This window comes from Moraxella sp. FZLJ2109 (genome assembly GCF_024296965.1).
Classification (GTDB): Bacteria; Pseudomonadota; Gammaproteobacteria; order Pseudomonadales; family Moraxellaceae; genus Moraxella.
Map to the genome: position 1 here is coordinate 2,361,015 of NZ_CP101112.1, position 14,283 is coordinate 2,375,297.

Genomic DNA, 14,283 nt, shown 5'->3' on the forward strand with positions numbered 1-14,283 from the left:
TTGTTTATGCACATTCTACATCTTGTTCAATCTATCACGCCAAGCTTGCCCATCCCACGCATCTTGTAGGATTTGCTTAATATCATCAATATCCGATTCGGCATGATTATAAATGATCGCCCCATCATTGATGGCTTTTTGGCTGATTTCATCAAATTGATCTTGACTCACCGTCATGCATTCTTGCAGCGTGCGTGGCAACCCTGTACGCGCATACATCTCATCACGCAGCTGTAAGATGGTATCAATGGCAGCTTTGGCACGCTGATTTGGCGATGTCTTGACATACACTTCATGATTGGTCAATGGCAAGAGTAGCTGTGCGATCCGCGCTTGATCGGTTGATAGATTATACGCCAGCACATAAGGTAAAAACACATTCATGCACATCCCATGCGGCAGATGTGCCACCGCACCCAAGGCATGACCCAAAGCGTGCACAAGCCCCACCATCGAATTAGAAAATGCAATGCCTGCCATCGTTGCCGCTTGAGCAATGTGAAGCCTGCCTTCACTATCAGATGGACGCTCTAGCACTGGCAGCAGATGTTGGCTGATTTTCTCAATCGCAGCGACAGCATACGCATCACTGATGGGATTGTGCGCAAGCCCTGTATAAGCTTCAATCGCGTGCGTCAGTGCATCCATCGCAGTCATCGCTGTGACTTTCGGCGGCAGTGTCAAGGTCATGCGCGGATCGATGATCGCCGCATTGGGGAAGAGATGGTAAGAGACGAACGCAATTTTTTGTTGGCGCACGGTATCAGAGACCACCGCCACCATCGTCACTTCCGAGCCTGTGCCTGCCGTCGTCGGAATGACCAATAAGGGCTTGAGCGACTGCGCCAAATTATGCGCACCTGCAAACTGCATCAGATCATCACTGCCTGTACTCACCAAGATATTGGCAAGCTTCGCCGTATCCATCACCGAGCCGCCGCCCACTGCCAAGATCGCTTGGCAATGATGCGCGCGGTACAGCCTGCTGACTTCATCAATCACCGCAAGGCTTGAGTCGCTCGGCACTTGATCATAAATACAAGTAATCGCGCGACCTGCAGCAGCAAACACATCCATGATAATCGCAAGCAGTCCATGCTCACGCACCCCCGCATCCGTCACAACCATCAGCCGCTCCACGCCAAGCAGCTCAAGCTCAAAAGGAATATTCTCAAGCGCACTAGACCCTGCAATCAGCTTAACAGGACAATAAAATTCATAATACTCTTTCATATCAGATCCTTTGATGATTGTTAAGATTATTTTGTCAATGAAACGATCAATTTGCCATAAATTCGCAATGCCAAATTCAGCTTTTGGGCAAGGCTCAGCTGCTTAGGATAGACTTTAATCGCTCGGCGCGCCAGTGCTTTTGGCAAAATCACACTCTCTAAGCGGTTCAAACATCGCACCAAAGTCACCGCACAGCCAAGATCACCATCGACCACCATGTGATTGGCTGCAAATGCCGCCGCGGTGCTTTTTTGAAACGATAGCACTTGATAAGCATATGCCAAGTGCTTAAAGCGAATGTGTAGTAGCTGATGCTTTGGTACGGCTTTTAGATATGATTCATCAAAGTCTGTCACGCGCGCTAGGCTTTTGCCACCGCCATCTGATGCAGGTGTAATCTTGAGCGCAAAGCCTAAATTTGTCCCATAAATACTCATCGCAATCACCAATCCATCAGGCAGCGCACTGATTTCATCCAAGATTACGGTATCAATACGACTTGCCAATACCAAACTGCGTGAGACGATGTCAAACATCATCGCCACATAGCGACTTTGAGCTTTGGTGCTTGCGTTTGGCTGTACCTTGTCTATCATGCTGGGCGAAAGATTGGATGATGGTAAATTCATGGCAACTTCCTGTGTTTTATAATTAAGTTATTTTAATTAATTACTACTTTTTTAAAAACAATTTTTCAATCCAAGCTAGTGCAGGTTTTTCATGAAATGGTGGTAAAATCAGCCGCAGTCCAAATATCTTTGGCATCGTCATCACAGAGCGCGCATGACTAAAACTATAAAACCCTTCTGGCCCGTGATACTTGCCCATGCCCGATGCACCTACCCCACCAAATGGCAAATCATCTTGGGCAACATGGGTCAGCACGCTATTGACACCAAAATGTCCCGAATGCGTACGGCTTGCCACCAACTGCGCGCGACGCTTGTCATAGTCAAAATAATACAGCGCAAGTGGTCTATTGCCTGCATTGATCCGATCGATCGCCGCATCCATGTCATCATATTCAATGATCGGTAAAATCGGCCCAAAAATCTCATCAGTCATCACCGTCATCTCATCGCTGACATTTGTGATTATTGTTGGGGCAATCTTGCGCATAGCAGACAGCGCATCATCAGATTCTTCAGCGGGATTAATCACAGTGACGGTCGCGCCTTTTTGTTTAGCATCATTAATAAATCCAAACAGTTTATCAAACTGCCGATCATGAATGATGCTGGTATAATCATCATTATAAATAAGGCTTGGATACATCTTACTCACTTGCGCGCGATAAAGGCTGACAAACTCATCGACCTTGCCGCGCGGTAAATACAGATGATCAGGCGCAACACAAGTTTGCCCTGCGTTCCAAAGCTTACCAAACGCCACACGCTCAGCCACATCGGTAAGCGGCATCGATGGATGGACAATCACAGGAGATTTACCGCCCAGCTCCAAAATCACAGGGGTTAAATTTGCCGCCGCTTGCTGCATCACTTTTCGCCCAACCACGCTTGATCCTGTGAAGATCAGCTTATCAAAAGGCAGGCAGCCGAACGCCTTGGCAAGTGCATCATCAGCATGATTACCAGCATCTGTGATGACTGCCACTTGAGTAGCATCAAAAGTATCGCTAATAATTTTGTGCAGAACTTGTCCAAAATGGTATGATGCCGCCGACAGCTTAATCATCGCCACATTACCCGCAGCAAGTGCGCAAACGAGCGGTGAAATCGCGAGCAACAAAGGATAATTCCAAGGCACAATGATACCAATCACACCATAAGGCTGATACGCCACCGCGCCTGTGGCAGGCTGATGCAATAGGCTGATGTGGCGTTTTTGCGGCTTCATCCATGCGGCAAGATGCTTTTGGTAATATTTGATATGCTCAATACAAGTGAGTAACTCGCCGATTTTCGTTTCGGCAAAGCTGCGATTGCCATAGTCTTGATGAATGGCGGCGGTGATGGTGTCTTGATAGATTAATAAGGCAGACTTAAGTTTCTCAAGCCAAATCAGCCGCTCACTTGCTGTCGGCATGGGGTTTTGTTGATAGGCGCGTTGTTGAGCGGTGAAAATTTCGTGCAGCGCGTGAATGCTTGTCATGGCCATCCCTTTTGGCAAATCCTAATAGCATTATACAAAGCCCTACGCCATGCGCGTAACCATTAAAAGCATAGAAACTGGCTGAAACCTTGGCGTTGACCGCGTTTTGTACGCATCAGTTTATAAAGGTGTCAAATTTAGCAAAATTTGCTATAATGCAAAAATTTAGCAATAAGCAATAAAACAATGACCCAACCAATCGACAAGCTCAAAACTTCTCCGTTTGCGCGCCGCCTATCCATCGCCAAAACTTCGCTCAACATCGGCAAAAACTGGGCAAAATCCAGTGTCGGCAGCCTGTTTATGAGTCAAGAACAGCGAGCCAATGCCAAACACGCCCTACTCCAAGAACAAGCGGATTATTTGGTGAGTGAGCTTGGCAAACTCAAAGGCTCAGTGGTCAAGGTAGGTCAGATGCTTGCATTATACGGCGAACATTTTTTGCCGCCACAGGTGCTTGATGCACTGCACACACTTGATGCCAACACCACGCCGCTGGCTTGGCACATCATTTATGATGCCATCAAGGCAGAGCTTGGTGAGCGCGTTAGTGATTTTGAGATTGAGCGCGCGCCGATTGGCACAGCAAGCCTAGCCCAAGTACATAAGGCGGTGCACAAATATACTGGCCGTGAAGTCGTGCTAAAAGTCCAATACCCCGGTGTGGCGCAGTCGATTGATTCAGACCTTTCTATTTTTAAGCATTTATTAAAAATTACCAATGCTGTGCCACAGACCAAGGCACTGGATGCATGGTTTGGTGAGATCGGTGAGCTTCTGCATCGCGAAGTGGATTACACACTCGAAGCCAACACCACCAAGCGCTTTGCAGGCTATCTTGCGGATGATCCACGCTATGTCGTGCCGACGATTTATGATAATTACAGTACGCCACGCTTGATTTGCATGAGTTTTGAGCATGGCGTATCGCTCAATGATGATACGCTAAAACAACTACCTCAAGATCGTAAAAATGCCTTAGGTCAAGCCGCCATCGAAGTGGTCATCCGTGAGTTATTCGAGTGGGGTGAGATGCAGACCGACCCGAATTTTGGGAATTATTTGGTACGATTTGAAGATGGCATTGATAAGCTAATCTTATTAGATTTCGGTGCGATTAAACAGTTTGACCCACATCTACTGACCATCGCGCGCGGTCTGATCACCGCAGGCTACAGCCAAGATAAAGATGCGATGATGACGGCGATGACGGGTTATAATTTTTTTGATAAGCTCACTGGCAAGCCAAAATCTGACATGGCGGATGTGTTTTTGATGGCGTGCGAGCCTTTTGCTCAAGCGGCGCGATTGAACGCTGTTCATGATGGCAATTCGCCACACCTAGATGCCGATGGTCGCTATATTTGGGCGGAGAGCGATCTGTATGCGCGCGTGATGACGACTGCCAAAAATGGTATGCAATCGCTAGAATTCACCCTACCACCCAAAGAAATGATGTTCATCAGCCGTAAATTTATCGGTGCTTATGCTCTGCTTGTGGCACTGGATGCGCGCACCGATGCTGATGGATTGGTTGGGAAGTTTGCACAATCTTAAAACCGAAATATTGCTCATTCAAATCAAAATCATCCGCAGGCATATACAATACGCCTCTACAAATCTATTTTAAAATCAAATCGTTGTAAATCATTCTATCTGTTTAAAATATATCAATGAATGATTATAAAGCAAATTGACTACAACACCAAAAACAAGCCGTTTAACAATTTTTGCTAAACGGCTTTTTGCTATATTTTGGTTTGATTATGGGCTTATTTGTGGTTTAATCCCAAAAAATCCACCACCCCTTGCCCTGCTGCTCGCCCTGTGGCAAAGCACGCCGTTAATAAATAACCCCCTGTTGGCGCATCCCAATCAAGCATCTCTCCGCAGCAAAACACCCCTGCACAAGATTTTAGTTGCAAATCATCACCGACTGCCGCGCGCTTGATACCACCACCTGTGCTGATGGCTTCATTCATCGGTCGAAAGCCTGTGCAGTGAATGGCAAGCTGTTTGATATGATTTGCCATTTTATTTAAATCCGACCAGTCGGTTTTATTTGTGCATTCACGCAATAAAGCAATTTTTACCGCATCCAGTCCGCATTTTTTTAATAAAGTATTGAGTGATTGTTTTTTGTTTTTATGAAATATTTTTAAAATATCATCTGACGATTTATCGGGTAATAAATCCAAAAATAGTATAAATCCATCTGCCGACTGAGCCGCACGCATATCACTGTTCAGTCGATAAATCAGCCCTGATTCCAGCCCATAATGACTGATGATGATATCGCCTTGATGGCGATGATCGGTATTCACCCATGCAGTGACGCGCTTAAGCGGCTGCCCAAAATGATCTGCCATAAAAGCCGACCAATCTCGTAAAATACCGACATTACTGGCGTATAAAGAGCTTAACTCAGATGGATCAAACCACGCCTGCCACGCACTATCACTACCAAGTGCCGCATACGAGCCGCCGCCGCAAGCCACGATCACTGCATCAAATTGCTTAGTAAACTGCTCAAGCACCACGCCTTTATTATCCATCACTTCAAAGGCAATATGGCGATCGTGTAGTAAAGTCGCGCGATATCGATAATGAAATTTTACTTGATAATCATTCAGACGATTAAGCCATGCGCGCACAAGCTTGGACGCTTTCATTTCTACAGGGAAAATCCGTCCCGTCGAACCGACATAGCTCTCAATGCCCAAACTGGCCATCCATGCGCGAATATCATCAGCGCCAAAGCTTCGCACAAATGGCGCGATCCACTCGCTGGGCGTATAGCGCGTGATAAATTGCTCAATCGGTTCATTATGCGAAATGTTCAGACCCGTTTTACCTGCCATCAAAATCTTGCGCGCAGCGGTTGGTTTTTGGTCATAAACAGACACATCGACATCATAGCCTGACAGCACTTCTGCCGCCATCAAGCCTGCCGCGCCTGCGCCGATGATCGCTACTTGTTTTCTCATTTTATGCGTATATTATTTAGTATATATAAAATATCAAACCAACAAATCAGCTGTATAATCATCAAAGCGCGTGCAATAATTTTCAGGCTTAGTAATGATTAGCTCTTGGCAATGCTCACCGCGCGCCAAGTATTTAATCTCAAAATGCGTACGCGCCGAATCTGCTGCAATGCTTGATTTGACAAAAGGCAGCTGCCATGTGTCAGTTAATAAATCCGCCGCTTCATCAATATAGATTTCGATATTACTGGCAAGCGTGATGGTCGCACCTGCTTTCATTCTGGATAATAAAAACTCAAAAAACGGCATATTCAGCCAGCGTTGATTTTTGTTATGCGGTTCAGGATTGGGATAAAGCAAAAACACACCGTCTAAGCAATTCGGCTTCAGTAATTTTGCAGTAAAAGCGATGGCATCTGCATGGATATTAAGTAGATTTTCTAATGAGTTATCAGCAAGTTTATCAAATGATGCAAACTTCTCACTGGTGCGCTCAACAGCGATCAATCGCTTATCAGGATTGGCAGCGGCAAATAGCAAAGCGTGCTTGCCCTTACCTGCACCGATTTCTAAAAATAGCGGTGTATCTTGTGATTGCCATGTATGTATTTTATCCATATCTTGTGATGACAAAGATTTTGGCGCGTGCAAATATTCAGGATGAAATAAGCGTGTGAATTGGTGGCTGACTTGCTGTTGCATAAGAATAATCGATGGCTAAAAAGATGCATTATAGCAGATGGCGTGGGTTTTTGGGGAAATGATGTGGCAGCCGTGCCAATCACTATAAAGATGGCATCTTGACCATCAGCACAAGAAACGCTGCCACCATCCTGCGCACTGGTACAGCGGTGATGGTATCTGAAGCCAAACAGCAGTTTATCCGTGACAATCCTGACTTGGTCACTGGCATTCGTATCATTGCCACGCTGGATTTGCGCACAAGTCCGATTTGCCGACATCTTGACCCTGAAATCATGCCAATTGATAAGGCGCAATATCCGCCATATCACTACAATTGCCGCTCAAATTTCCAATTGGTATTCAAAGGCGAAAAACAGTCTGATAAACGCGCCAGTATGAACGGTGAGACGGACAATGTCAGCTATTTTGACTGGCTAAAATCTCAATCAAAAGATGTAAAGAGAGCCAATCTGTTTGATAAAATGAGTGCTGAGCGATTCAAGAGTTACAACTTGATAAAAACTTTGAGCCATTGACGCTTAAAGAGATTGAGAAAATCGCACCAGAATTTTTTAGCACAAAACCTGTTGCAAAACTTAGTGATGGTGAAACGATTGATAAATGGCTGTCATCGTATTATCGAAATAATGCCAAAAATGCCTACATTGGTATTAATAAAGCTGAATTTAAGTTAAGTTATGAGCAATTTGCATCAATCTATCACTACACAGGTAGCGGTTATGAAAAACTAAATGCTTATCTTAATGGTGTAAAAGAGATTGACTCAGAGGCAGAAGTTTTGTTTAATAGTGTTAAGTCTCTACTAAATCAAAGCTTGGAGCAGTTACCCAAGGCTCGTGAAAAGCGATTATATCGTTGGCTAAACTTATCCAATGAGTTGCTAGAGCAATATCAGGTTGGCAAAGAGATTAAATTACCTGCTTTTACAAGCACAACCTATGATAAAGACAAAAAATTGACTTGAACTCAAATTCAAATGTGCGTTTGGTTATCGTCCATAAAACAGGCAAAAAAATTGAACGGTTCAGTCAGCATACACATGAAAAAGAAGTGTTGTTGCCTGCTGACACCAAACATGTGGTACAATCATCTAAGCGAAAGAAAAAAGATGGGATTAGCTACATTGAAATTGAGCTTTTAGAGATAACAGAATGAATGCATTGCAAATGCTACAATTAGCACGAGCTACTGATAGCCAAGAACATACGGTTTTCAATTTGCCTTTAGATCAACAAAAAGCATTGGCAAAACAGATGAAGTTTGATGACTTTAGCCAATGGAAAAAACAAGTACAGGCGTATATTGAGACTTTATCGAATGAAGAAGAAGATGATGATGATATTGAGGTCATGACTGCACGCCAATACCTTGATCAATATCCACCTGATGAACAGTATGCGGCTGCTTGTTATTTGGCACGCGTATATGGCAATGATATGGATGTAAAAGTTGTTTTGAAACAAGCAGGATTTGCAGACAATTACATTGCTCAAATATCCCCATAATAGAATTTTTTTGATTAGCCTTGCTTTTGCAGGGCTTTTTTATTGGAGTAATCATGTTAGATTTTAATATCAATGAAGAAAGATTTAACAATTTAGATGAAAAGCTACAAGGCTTTTATCAAAAGCAAAACGATGGCGGTTATCAGCCGGCCATCAATGGCTTGCCAAGCGTGGATGGGCTAAAAAAACAAGAATACTGAGCTACTGGGCGAGATGAAAAAAGAGCGTGAATTACGCACCCAGTTAGAAGAACAGCTTGCCAATTTTGAAGTAGCAGTTGTTTTAATCCAAGCCTTTGCCTTGACAAACCCCACAAAACATTCGCACTTCATCGCTTGATGCTTTATAATAAAGCAAATTTTTCAATCAACCGAGCATCATGACATACCCGATTATCGCATACACCGACGGCGCGTGCAAAGGCAATGGACAGGCGCAAGCAGCAGCTGGTGGCTATGGCGTACATTTGCAATTTGCCAATGGTGATGTGCACAATCTGTGGGGCGGCGAGCCTGACACCACCAACAACCGCATGGAGCTGATGGCGGCGATAGTCGCACTTGAAAGCACCCCTGCCGACACACCGATCCAAATTTGGACAGATTCAGGCTATGTCAAAGATGGCATCACCAAATGGATCGTCAATTGGAAAGCGCGCGGCTGGAAAAAAGCCGACGGCAAGCCTGTATTAAATCTTGAACTGTGGCAACGACTGGACAACCTAACCCAAAATCGCCATATCGACTGGCAATGGATCAAAGGTCATGCAGGTCATGCAGGCAATGAAATGGCGGATAAACTTGCCAATTTGGGCGTCAATGGCAGCGGCGATGAGCTGATTAGTTCTACCAATTCTGCACAACAAACCCAATGCAATCATGAAGAAAATCTATATAATAATGATCAAAATCATATGACAACATCCACGCAATCCGCCCCAAAATTAAGCGATCATAACACCGTCCAAAATCCTGCTTATGATGGTGATACCAGTCGCGCCAATCCTGATTTTTGGCCAATTCTACCCAAGCCTGTCAATCGCGGTATGCCAAATCGTCAGCTAATCATGGATACGGAGACCACAGGTTTTTATGATCAAGGCGGTGATCGCATCGTGGAAGTGGGTATCATTGAACTGGTGGATCGTAAGTTCACGGGCAATCAGCTGCATGTGTATATCAATCCTGAAAAGCAGATGGATGAAGATGTCATCCGCGTTCACGGCATTAGTAATGAGTTTGTCGCGGATAAGCCGAAGTTTGCAGAAGTTGCGCAGATGGTTTATGACTTTATGATTGGCAGTGAAGTCATCGCGCACAATGCTGCTTTCGATATGCGCTTTTTGGACATGGAGTTTACAAAGGCAGGCTTACCAGACTTTTTACAATCCATTACCATCACCGACTCGCTCGCCCTTGCCAAGCAGCTGTATCCGGGGCAAAAAAACTCCCTTGACGCACTGCGCATACGCCTAGGTGTCGGCAATCAAGACCGTACTTTCCACGGGGCTTTGCTTGACTCTGAGATCTTGGCTGAAGTTTATTTGGCGATGACGGCAGGTCAGATGAGCTTTGCGATGGAAGATGAGCGCAAAGACACCGAAAGCATCGGCGAAGATGTACAGTTTAATAATTTAGCCAATCTTGCTAATCTTTTGGTCAGATCGCACAGCGATACCACTGCTGATCAAGCATGGCGTGATAAGGTGCTGTCATGATCAGCCTGTGGATCATTGATCGCGATGCACTACTGTGCCACGATGGTGCGCCCTTTGTGCTGATGCTTGATCAAGCCCCGAAAGGTGCGATAAGCCTAGGCTTTGGCGAGACGCATCAAGCGCACTACGAGCCGACAGTACCGCTTGACCCCTTGCCTGTGACACACGCGCTAGATGCACAGATCGCCTGTGATCTTGGACTGATTTTCCCTTATGGCGATGGCTATGATGGTAAATCGGTGCAAAATCTGCGCACGGTTAGCTTTCGAGAATTGTTAAATTTATTTGATCAATCGACCCTGCATATCATCAGCCGTGCCATTATGCTGGTGCAATGGCAAAATGATCACGCCTACTGCTCACGCTGCGGCACTAAGACGATAAATCACGCACAAGGTGAGCACGCCAAAGTCTGCCCAAAATGCCGCCATCATGCTTATCCGCGCGTCCAGCCTTGCGTCATCACTGCCATCACGCGCACTCATCCACAGACAGGCAAGCCACAGATTTTATTGGCACTGCATCATCGCCACCGTACAAATGGTGTCTATGGCTTGATCGCAGGATTCGTCGAAGTGGGTGAAACACTGGAGATGGCGGCAAAGCGTGAAGCATTTGAAGAAGTGGGTGTGCGCATTGATCAGCTTGAGTACATCCATTCACAGCCTTGGCCATATCCAAGTAATCTGATGACAGGCTTTATCGCACGCTTCCAAAGTGGTGAGATTCGTGTACAAGCAGGTGAGATCAGCGATGCTAAATTTTTTGATTTGGATGATTTGCCAAGCATCCCAAAAGCAGGTACGATCGCTCACGAGCTGATCCAACATGTCATTGCGCGCTATTCATGATTAATTTATCTAAACAATATACCGATTTATGAGCATCACCGATCGCCTAACCGACTTACCTGTACTTTTTCACCCTTTGGCATTATCCGAGCTTGACGACGCCAAACGCATCGCCATCGCCCAAATCGATGCTGTTCTGCCACAGACCCAGTGCGGATTGTGCGGTCATCACGATGGCTGCCTGCCGTATGCGCATGGCATCGTCACAGGCGCTGACGCCATTAATCTGTGCGTACCTGGTGGGCAAGCCGTCACCGATGCCATCGCCAAGATCATGGATGTTAAGCCGCTACCTGCCAGCCAAAGCAAATGGCGCACCGATCCTGCCACCTTACGCCCCATCGAAGTGCGCGCCATCATCAGCGAATCCGACTGCATCGGCTGCACCAAGTGCATCCCCGCCTGCCCTGTCGATGCCATCATCGGCACTGCCAAGCATATGCACAGCATCATCACCGATCTGTGTACTGGCTGCGAGCTGTGCCTTGCTCCTTGTCCTGTTGATTGTATTGACTTGGTCGAATACCCACGCCACATCGACGATGATGAGCGCATCGAAGAACAAGCCCACTTGCGCAAACGCTATCACCACCACCTAAACCGCGTCGCCAAGACCATCGAAGATGGCACAAAGCCTGTGGTCAGCATCATCGAATCACAGATGGTCAATGTGCTACATAGCAGCGACACCCCCGTGATCGATGAAACCACTGCCAAAAATACCATCGCCGCCGCCAAACTGCGCACGCAAATCAAAAAACTGAACAAACAATTGACAGCGCACCCAAGTGATGATTTGACTGCCAAGCTCGATGCGCTCAATGCACAGCTTACCGAACTTGAGAGTAGCCCATGACCCCAAAGCACGACAGCACCTTGGCGCACCAACGCCTTGAGATGATTGCACAGCTAGAATCACAGCAGTTCATCTTCGCCCAAGACCCAAAGCCCATCACCGATGCGCTTAAGTTCGATACCACGCCTGCTTATGATCGGCTATTTATCCGCGCCGAGAAGATTGATAGTAATCATAAGCTGCTTGATGCACTCACCACCACCCAAGATGCCATCGGTGCATCGGTGCGACTGATTTATGGGGTGTATTTTGTATTGGGTTTACTGGGTGTGGCAGGTGTATTGGGTGCAGGTGTTGTTAATTTTTTCTACATTATCATCGCGCTATTAGGTTGGCACACACTTTCGCTTTTGTGGTGGTTTGTTGGACTTATACGCCCAAAAAATAGCTTATTTGAACGCGCCATTGAGCGTATCACGATTCATAACCCCATTTACAAGCACCTAACCCATGACAATGACAGCGTTCATAAGGCTGCACTTGCCGTGATGATCAAGACCATCGCCCCTGTACGCCGTTGGTATCTGTCGGCGCGTCTGCATGGTGCTTGGTTGGCTGGGCTGTTTGGCAGTTTGCTTGGTTTATTGGGATTGTTTTTGTTTCGTCGTTATGGCTTTGGCTTTGAGTCCACTTTGCTTGATGATACGCATTTTTATCAGCTGCTTGGCGTGATCGGCTACATTCCTGCCAAACTTGGACTGACCCTGCCTACCGCTACTGACAGCACGCCTGCGCAGTTTGCATACTTAGTGATGGCGTGTATTGTGCTGTATGGCATTGTGCCGCGAGCCCTTGCCTATGCATTTTGTCAAGCTCGTGCCAAGTTAAGCTTTACCATCGACACTGGTGCGCCCTATTATGCCAAGCTGCTTGACCAATTTCGCCAAAGCGTGATCGACACTGATGATTATCAAGCCAGCCCTATCCTAGATACGCAGCCGATACAGTATCCGCGCCACACAGCGTTAATCAAAGCAGCACTTGAGCGTGCAGACAGTGCAAACCAAATGACGGCGCAGTGCTCACAAGACATCGGCGTGATTGATAGTAAAGATGAGATTTTGGCGGCGGTGGCATTGTGCAATCACAAGCAAGCACAGCTGTATCTTGGTATCGATACCAGTACACCACCTGATCGTGGTATTTTAAGAAAAATTAAATTATTGCAAGCGATTGACTTGGGCTTTATCGTCTGCTTTATTGGTAAAGACACCCATCTCACCGCTTGGCAGGCAGTAATGCAAGAAAATGGCATTTTGGTGATCGATGAATAATTGCCAAGCACCAAACAAAAAAAACCACTTAATCGCTTAATTAAGTGGTTTTTGCTTATCTATAAGCGAAATCATCATTCACTCACAAAAGCAATCTTTTTCAAGCCTGCATCTGAAGCTGCGCCTAGCACCTGCGCGACCATATCATATTTACCCGCTTTATCCGCACGCAGATTGATCTGTGGGTTTTGTCCTGCTTGCGCTTGCTCACCGAATCGGCGCGACAGCTCATCTAGGCTCACAGGCTCTTTATCCCAATAAATCTGACTGTTGGCATCGATACTGATTTGTAGTACTTGTGGTGGCGCGTCATTGATGCTGCTTGTTGCTTTTGGCAGATCCAACGGAATGGTCGGGTTCATCACCGTCGCCGTCACCAGAAAAATAATCATCAGCACCAGCATGATGTCAATGAGCGGAATTAGATTCATCTCATTCATGCCTTGGTCTTGGTTATCACCCAATTCAAAAGCCATACCGCCCCCTTATTGTGCAGTTTTTGCCAAGATTTGATGCGCGGTATCATTGGCAATGTGCAGTGCTTTTTTGTTCAAGCGCATCGCCACATTATAAAAAATCACCGCAGGAATCGCCACCGCCAAGCCAAGACCTGTCATGATCAGCGCTTCACCGACAGGGCCTGCGACCTGCGCAAGACCTGCTTGACCGCTCGCACCGATACTGGCAAGCGCGTGGAAAATGCCCCACACCGTGCCGAACAAACCAATGAACGGCGCGATCGATGCCGTCGTACCAAGCACAGGCAAGCCCTGCTCAAGCTGATAACGATGGCGCGCGATGTGCTGCAGCAGCTTTTGTTCGGTGATCATCTTTTTTTGGTTAAAATCCAAACCGCTCAGATCATTATCCGCCATGGCACTGGTTAGATCTTGGCTGATGGTGTCGGCACTGCGGCGCGAATTGAGCACGCGCATGATACCAATCACCCACGATGCCAATGACAGCACAAGCAGTACAAAAAACAAAGTCTTGCTCACCGCATCAGTATGCGACCAATAAAATGCAAAATCCATAATTAATTA

At 46.2% G+C, this 14,283-nt stretch carries 17 protein-coding genes; 10 read left to right on the top strand and 7 right to left on the bottom strand.

Annotated features, from left to right (window positions below):
• Positions 1 to 15 precede the first annotated feature (15 nt).
• Genes NKU06_RS11225 through NKU06_RS11235 form a run of 3 tightly spaced genes read right to left on the bottom strand, consistent with a single transcriptional unit; the run spans position 16 to position 3,351 of the window.
• Positions 16 to 1,233, bottom strand: a complete 1,218-nt coding sequence (locus tag NKU06_RS11225) for an iron-containing alcohol dehydrogenase (protein ID WP_254731161.1) — start codon at positions 1,231 to 1,233, stop codon at positions 16 to 18.
• A gap of 26 nt (positions 1,234 to 1,259) precedes the next feature.
• On the bottom strand, positions 1,260 to 1,862 hold the full coding sequence (locus NKU06_RS11230; protein ID WP_254731164.1) for a hypothetical protein: 603 nt from the start codon (positions 1,860 to 1,862) through the stop codon (positions 1,260 to 1,262).
• 43 nt (positions 1,863 to 1,905) lie between these two features.
• Complete coding sequence (locus NKU06_RS11235) at positions 1,906 to 3,351, bottom strand: coniferyl aldehyde dehydrogenase (protein ID WP_371928014.1); 1,446 nt, start codon at positions 3,349 to 3,351, stop codon at positions 1,906 to 1,908.
• Positions 3,352 to 3,531: 180 nt separating this feature from the next.
• Between NKU06_RS11235 and NKU06_RS11240 the strand changes: the two genes are divergently transcribed.
• Positions 3,532 to 4,902 (top strand): AarF/ABC1/UbiB kinase family protein, encoded by a 1,371-nt coding sequence (locus NKU06_RS11240; protein WP_254731170.1) that lies wholly within the window; start codon positions 3,532 to 3,534, stop codon positions 4,900 to 4,902.
• A 215-nt stretch (positions 4,903 to 5,117) separates the two neighbouring features.
• Here the strand turns inward: NKU06_RS11240 and NKU06_RS11245 are convergent, their stop codons facing one another.
• Positions 5,118 to 6,332 carry a TIGR03862 family flavoprotein gene (locus NKU06_RS11245; protein WP_254731173.1) on the bottom strand — a complete coding sequence of 405 codons (1,215 nt, stop codon included), beginning with the start codon at positions 6,330 to 6,332 and terminating at the stop codon, positions 5,118 to 5,120.
• A 33-nt stretch (positions 6,333 to 6,365) separates the two neighbouring features.
• Positions 6,366 to 7,034 (bottom strand): tRNA (guanosine(46)-N(7))-methyltransferase TrmB, encoded by a 669-nt coding sequence (locus NKU06_RS11250; RefSeq protein WP_371928015.1) that lies wholly within the window; start codon positions 7,032 to 7,034, stop codon positions 6,366 to 6,368.
• Between the two features lie 98 nt (positions 7,035 to 7,132).
• Here NKU06_RS11250 and NKU06_RS11255 point away from each other — a divergent pair, with 98 nt between their 5' ends.
• The 9 genes from NKU06_RS11255 to NKU06_RS11290 all read left to right on the top strand — a co-directional run bounded on the left by NKU06_RS11255 (position 7,133) and on the right by NKU06_RS11290 (position 13,240).
• A complete protein-coding gene (locus NKU06_RS11255; RefSeq protein ID WP_254731176.1) occupies positions 7,133 to 7,552 on the top strand; it encodes a hypothetical protein in 420 nt (139 codons plus the stop codon).
• Positions 7,549 to 8,001 carry an ADP-ribosyltransferase gene (locus NKU06_RS11260; RefSeq protein ID WP_254731179.1) on the top strand — a complete coding sequence of 151 codons (453 nt, stop codon included), beginning with the start codon at positions 7,549 to 7,551 and terminating at the stop codon, positions 7,999 to 8,001. Before NKU06_RS11255 ends, NKU06_RS11260 begins: the two co-directional genes overlap by 4 nt.
• Positions 8,002 to 8,203: 202 nt before the next feature.
• Positions 8,204 to 8,542, top strand: coding sequence for a hypothetical protein (locus tag NKU06_RS11265; protein ID WP_254769560.1), 339 nt, complete (start codon positions 8,204 to 8,206; stop codon positions 8,540 to 8,542).
• Between the two features lie 53 nt (positions 8,543 to 8,595).
• On the top strand, positions 8,596 to 8,742 hold the full coding sequence (locus NKU06_RS11270) for a hypothetical protein (RefSeq protein ID WP_254731185.1): 147 nt from the start codon (positions 8,596 to 8,598) through the stop codon (positions 8,740 to 8,742).
• Between the two features lie 13 nt (positions 8,743 to 8,755).
• Positions 8,756 to 8,881: a hypothetical protein gene (locus tag NKU06_RS11645; protein WP_256521261.1), complete on the top strand. Its 126-nt coding sequence runs from the start codon at positions 8,756 to 8,758 to the stop codon at positions 8,879 to 8,881.
• A 40-nt stretch (positions 8,882 to 8,921) separates the two neighbouring features.
• Entirely contained in the window at positions 8,922 to 10,259 is a 1,338-nt protein-coding gene (gene dnaQ, locus NKU06_RS11275; protein ID WP_254731188.1) for a DNA polymerase III subunit epsilon, read from the top strand.
• Positions 10,256 to 11,110: an NAD(+) diphosphatase gene (gene nudC / locus NKU06_RS11280; RefSeq protein ID WP_254731191.1), complete on the top strand. Its 855-nt coding sequence runs from the start codon at positions 10,256 to 10,258 to the stop codon at positions 11,108 to 11,110. Before dnaQ ends, nudC begins: the two co-directional genes overlap by 4 nt.
• Positions 11,111 to 11,138: 28 nt before the next feature.
• The gene (locus NKU06_RS11285) at positions 11,139 to 11,966 is read left to right on the top strand and encodes an RnfABCDGE type electron transport complex subunit B (protein WP_254731194.1); all 828 of its coding nucleotides are present in this window, start codon (positions 11,139 to 11,141) and stop codon (positions 11,964 to 11,966) included.
• Positions 11,963 to 13,240: a DUF2868 domain-containing protein gene (locus tag NKU06_RS11290; protein WP_254731197.1), complete on the top strand. Its 1,278-nt coding sequence runs from the start codon at positions 11,963 to 11,965 to the stop codon at positions 13,238 to 13,240. The genes NKU06_RS11285 and NKU06_RS11290 overlap by 4 nt, the downstream gene beginning before the upstream one ends.
• Before the next feature lie 74 nt (positions 13,241 to 13,314).
• On the opposite strand, the gene NKU06_RS11295 is transcribed toward NKU06_RS11290, so the two are convergent.
• Together NKU06_RS11295 and NKU06_RS11300 are read right to left on the bottom strand one after the other, a co-directional pair.
• A complete protein-coding gene (locus NKU06_RS11295) occupies positions 13,315 to 13,716 on the bottom strand; it encodes a biopolymer transporter ExbD (protein WP_253223737.1) in 402 nt (133 codons plus the stop codon).
• Between the two features lie 9 nt (positions 13,717 to 13,725).
• Positions 13,726 to 14,274 carry a MotA/TolQ/ExbB proton channel family protein gene (locus NKU06_RS11300; protein WP_254731201.1) on the bottom strand — a complete coding sequence of 183 codons (549 nt, stop codon included), beginning with the start codon at positions 14,272 to 14,274 and terminating at the stop codon, positions 13,726 to 13,728.
• Between the last annotated feature and the right edge of the window lie 9 nt (positions 14,275 to 14,283).

Bases quoted from the DNA above. Each gene is read 5' to 3' on its own strand.
- nudC (WP_254731191.1), top strand. From the start codon at position 10,256: ATGATCAGCCTGTGGATCATTGATCGCGATGCACTACTGTGCCACGAT.
- NKU06_RS11230 (WP_254731164.1), bottom strand. From the start codon at position 1,862: ATGAATTTACCATCATCCAATCTTTCGCCCAGCATGATAGACAAGGTA.
- NKU06_RS11290 (WP_254731197.1), top strand. From the start codon at position 11,963: ATGACCCCAAAGCACGACAGCACCTTGGCGCACCAACGCCTTGAGATG.
- NKU06_RS11225 (WP_254731161.1), bottom strand. From the start codon at position 1,233: ATGAAAGAGTATTATGAATTTTATTGTCCTGTTAAGCTGATTGCAGGG.
- NKU06_RS11300 (WP_254731201.1), bottom strand. From the start codon at position 14,274: ATGGATTTTGCATTTTATTGGTCGCATACTGATGCGGTGAGCAAGACT.
- NKU06_RS11645 (WP_256521261.1), top strand. From the start codon at position 8,756: ATGAAAAAAGAGCGTGAATTACGCACCCAGTTAGAAGAACAGCTTGCC.
- NKU06_RS11240 (WP_254731170.1), top strand. From the start codon at position 3,532: ATGACCCAACCAATCGACAAGCTCAAAACTTCTCCGTTTGCGCGCCGC.
- NKU06_RS11295 (WP_253223737.1), bottom strand. From the start codon at position 13,716: ATGGCTTTTGAATTGGGTGATAACCAAGACCAAGGCATGAATGAGATG.
- NKU06_RS11265 (WP_254769560.1), top strand. From the start codon at position 8,204: ATGCTACAATTAGCACGAGCTACTGATAGCCAAGAACATACGGTTTTC.
- NKU06_RS11270 (WP_254731185.1), top strand. From the start codon at position 8,596: ATGTTAGATTTTAATATCAATGAAGAAAGATTTAACAATTTAGATGAA.
- NKU06_RS11235 (WP_371928014.1), bottom strand. From the start codon at position 3,351: ATGGCCATGACAAGCATTCACGCGCTGCACGAAATTTTCACCGCTCAA.
- NKU06_RS11250 (WP_371928015.1), bottom strand. From the start codon at position 7,034: ATGCAACAGCAAGTCAGCCACCAATTCACACGCTTATTTCATCCTGAA.
- NKU06_RS11245 (WP_254731173.1), bottom strand. From the start codon at position 6,332: ATGAGAAAACAAGTAGCGATCATCGGCGCAGGCGCGGCAGGCTTGATG.
- dnaQ (WP_254731188.1), top strand. From the start codon at position 8,922: ATGACATACCCGATTATCGCATACACCGACGGCGCGTGCAAAGGCAAT.
- NKU06_RS11285 (WP_254731194.1), top strand. From the start codon at position 11,139: ATGAGCATCACCGATCGCCTAACCGACTTACCTGTACTTTTTCACCCT.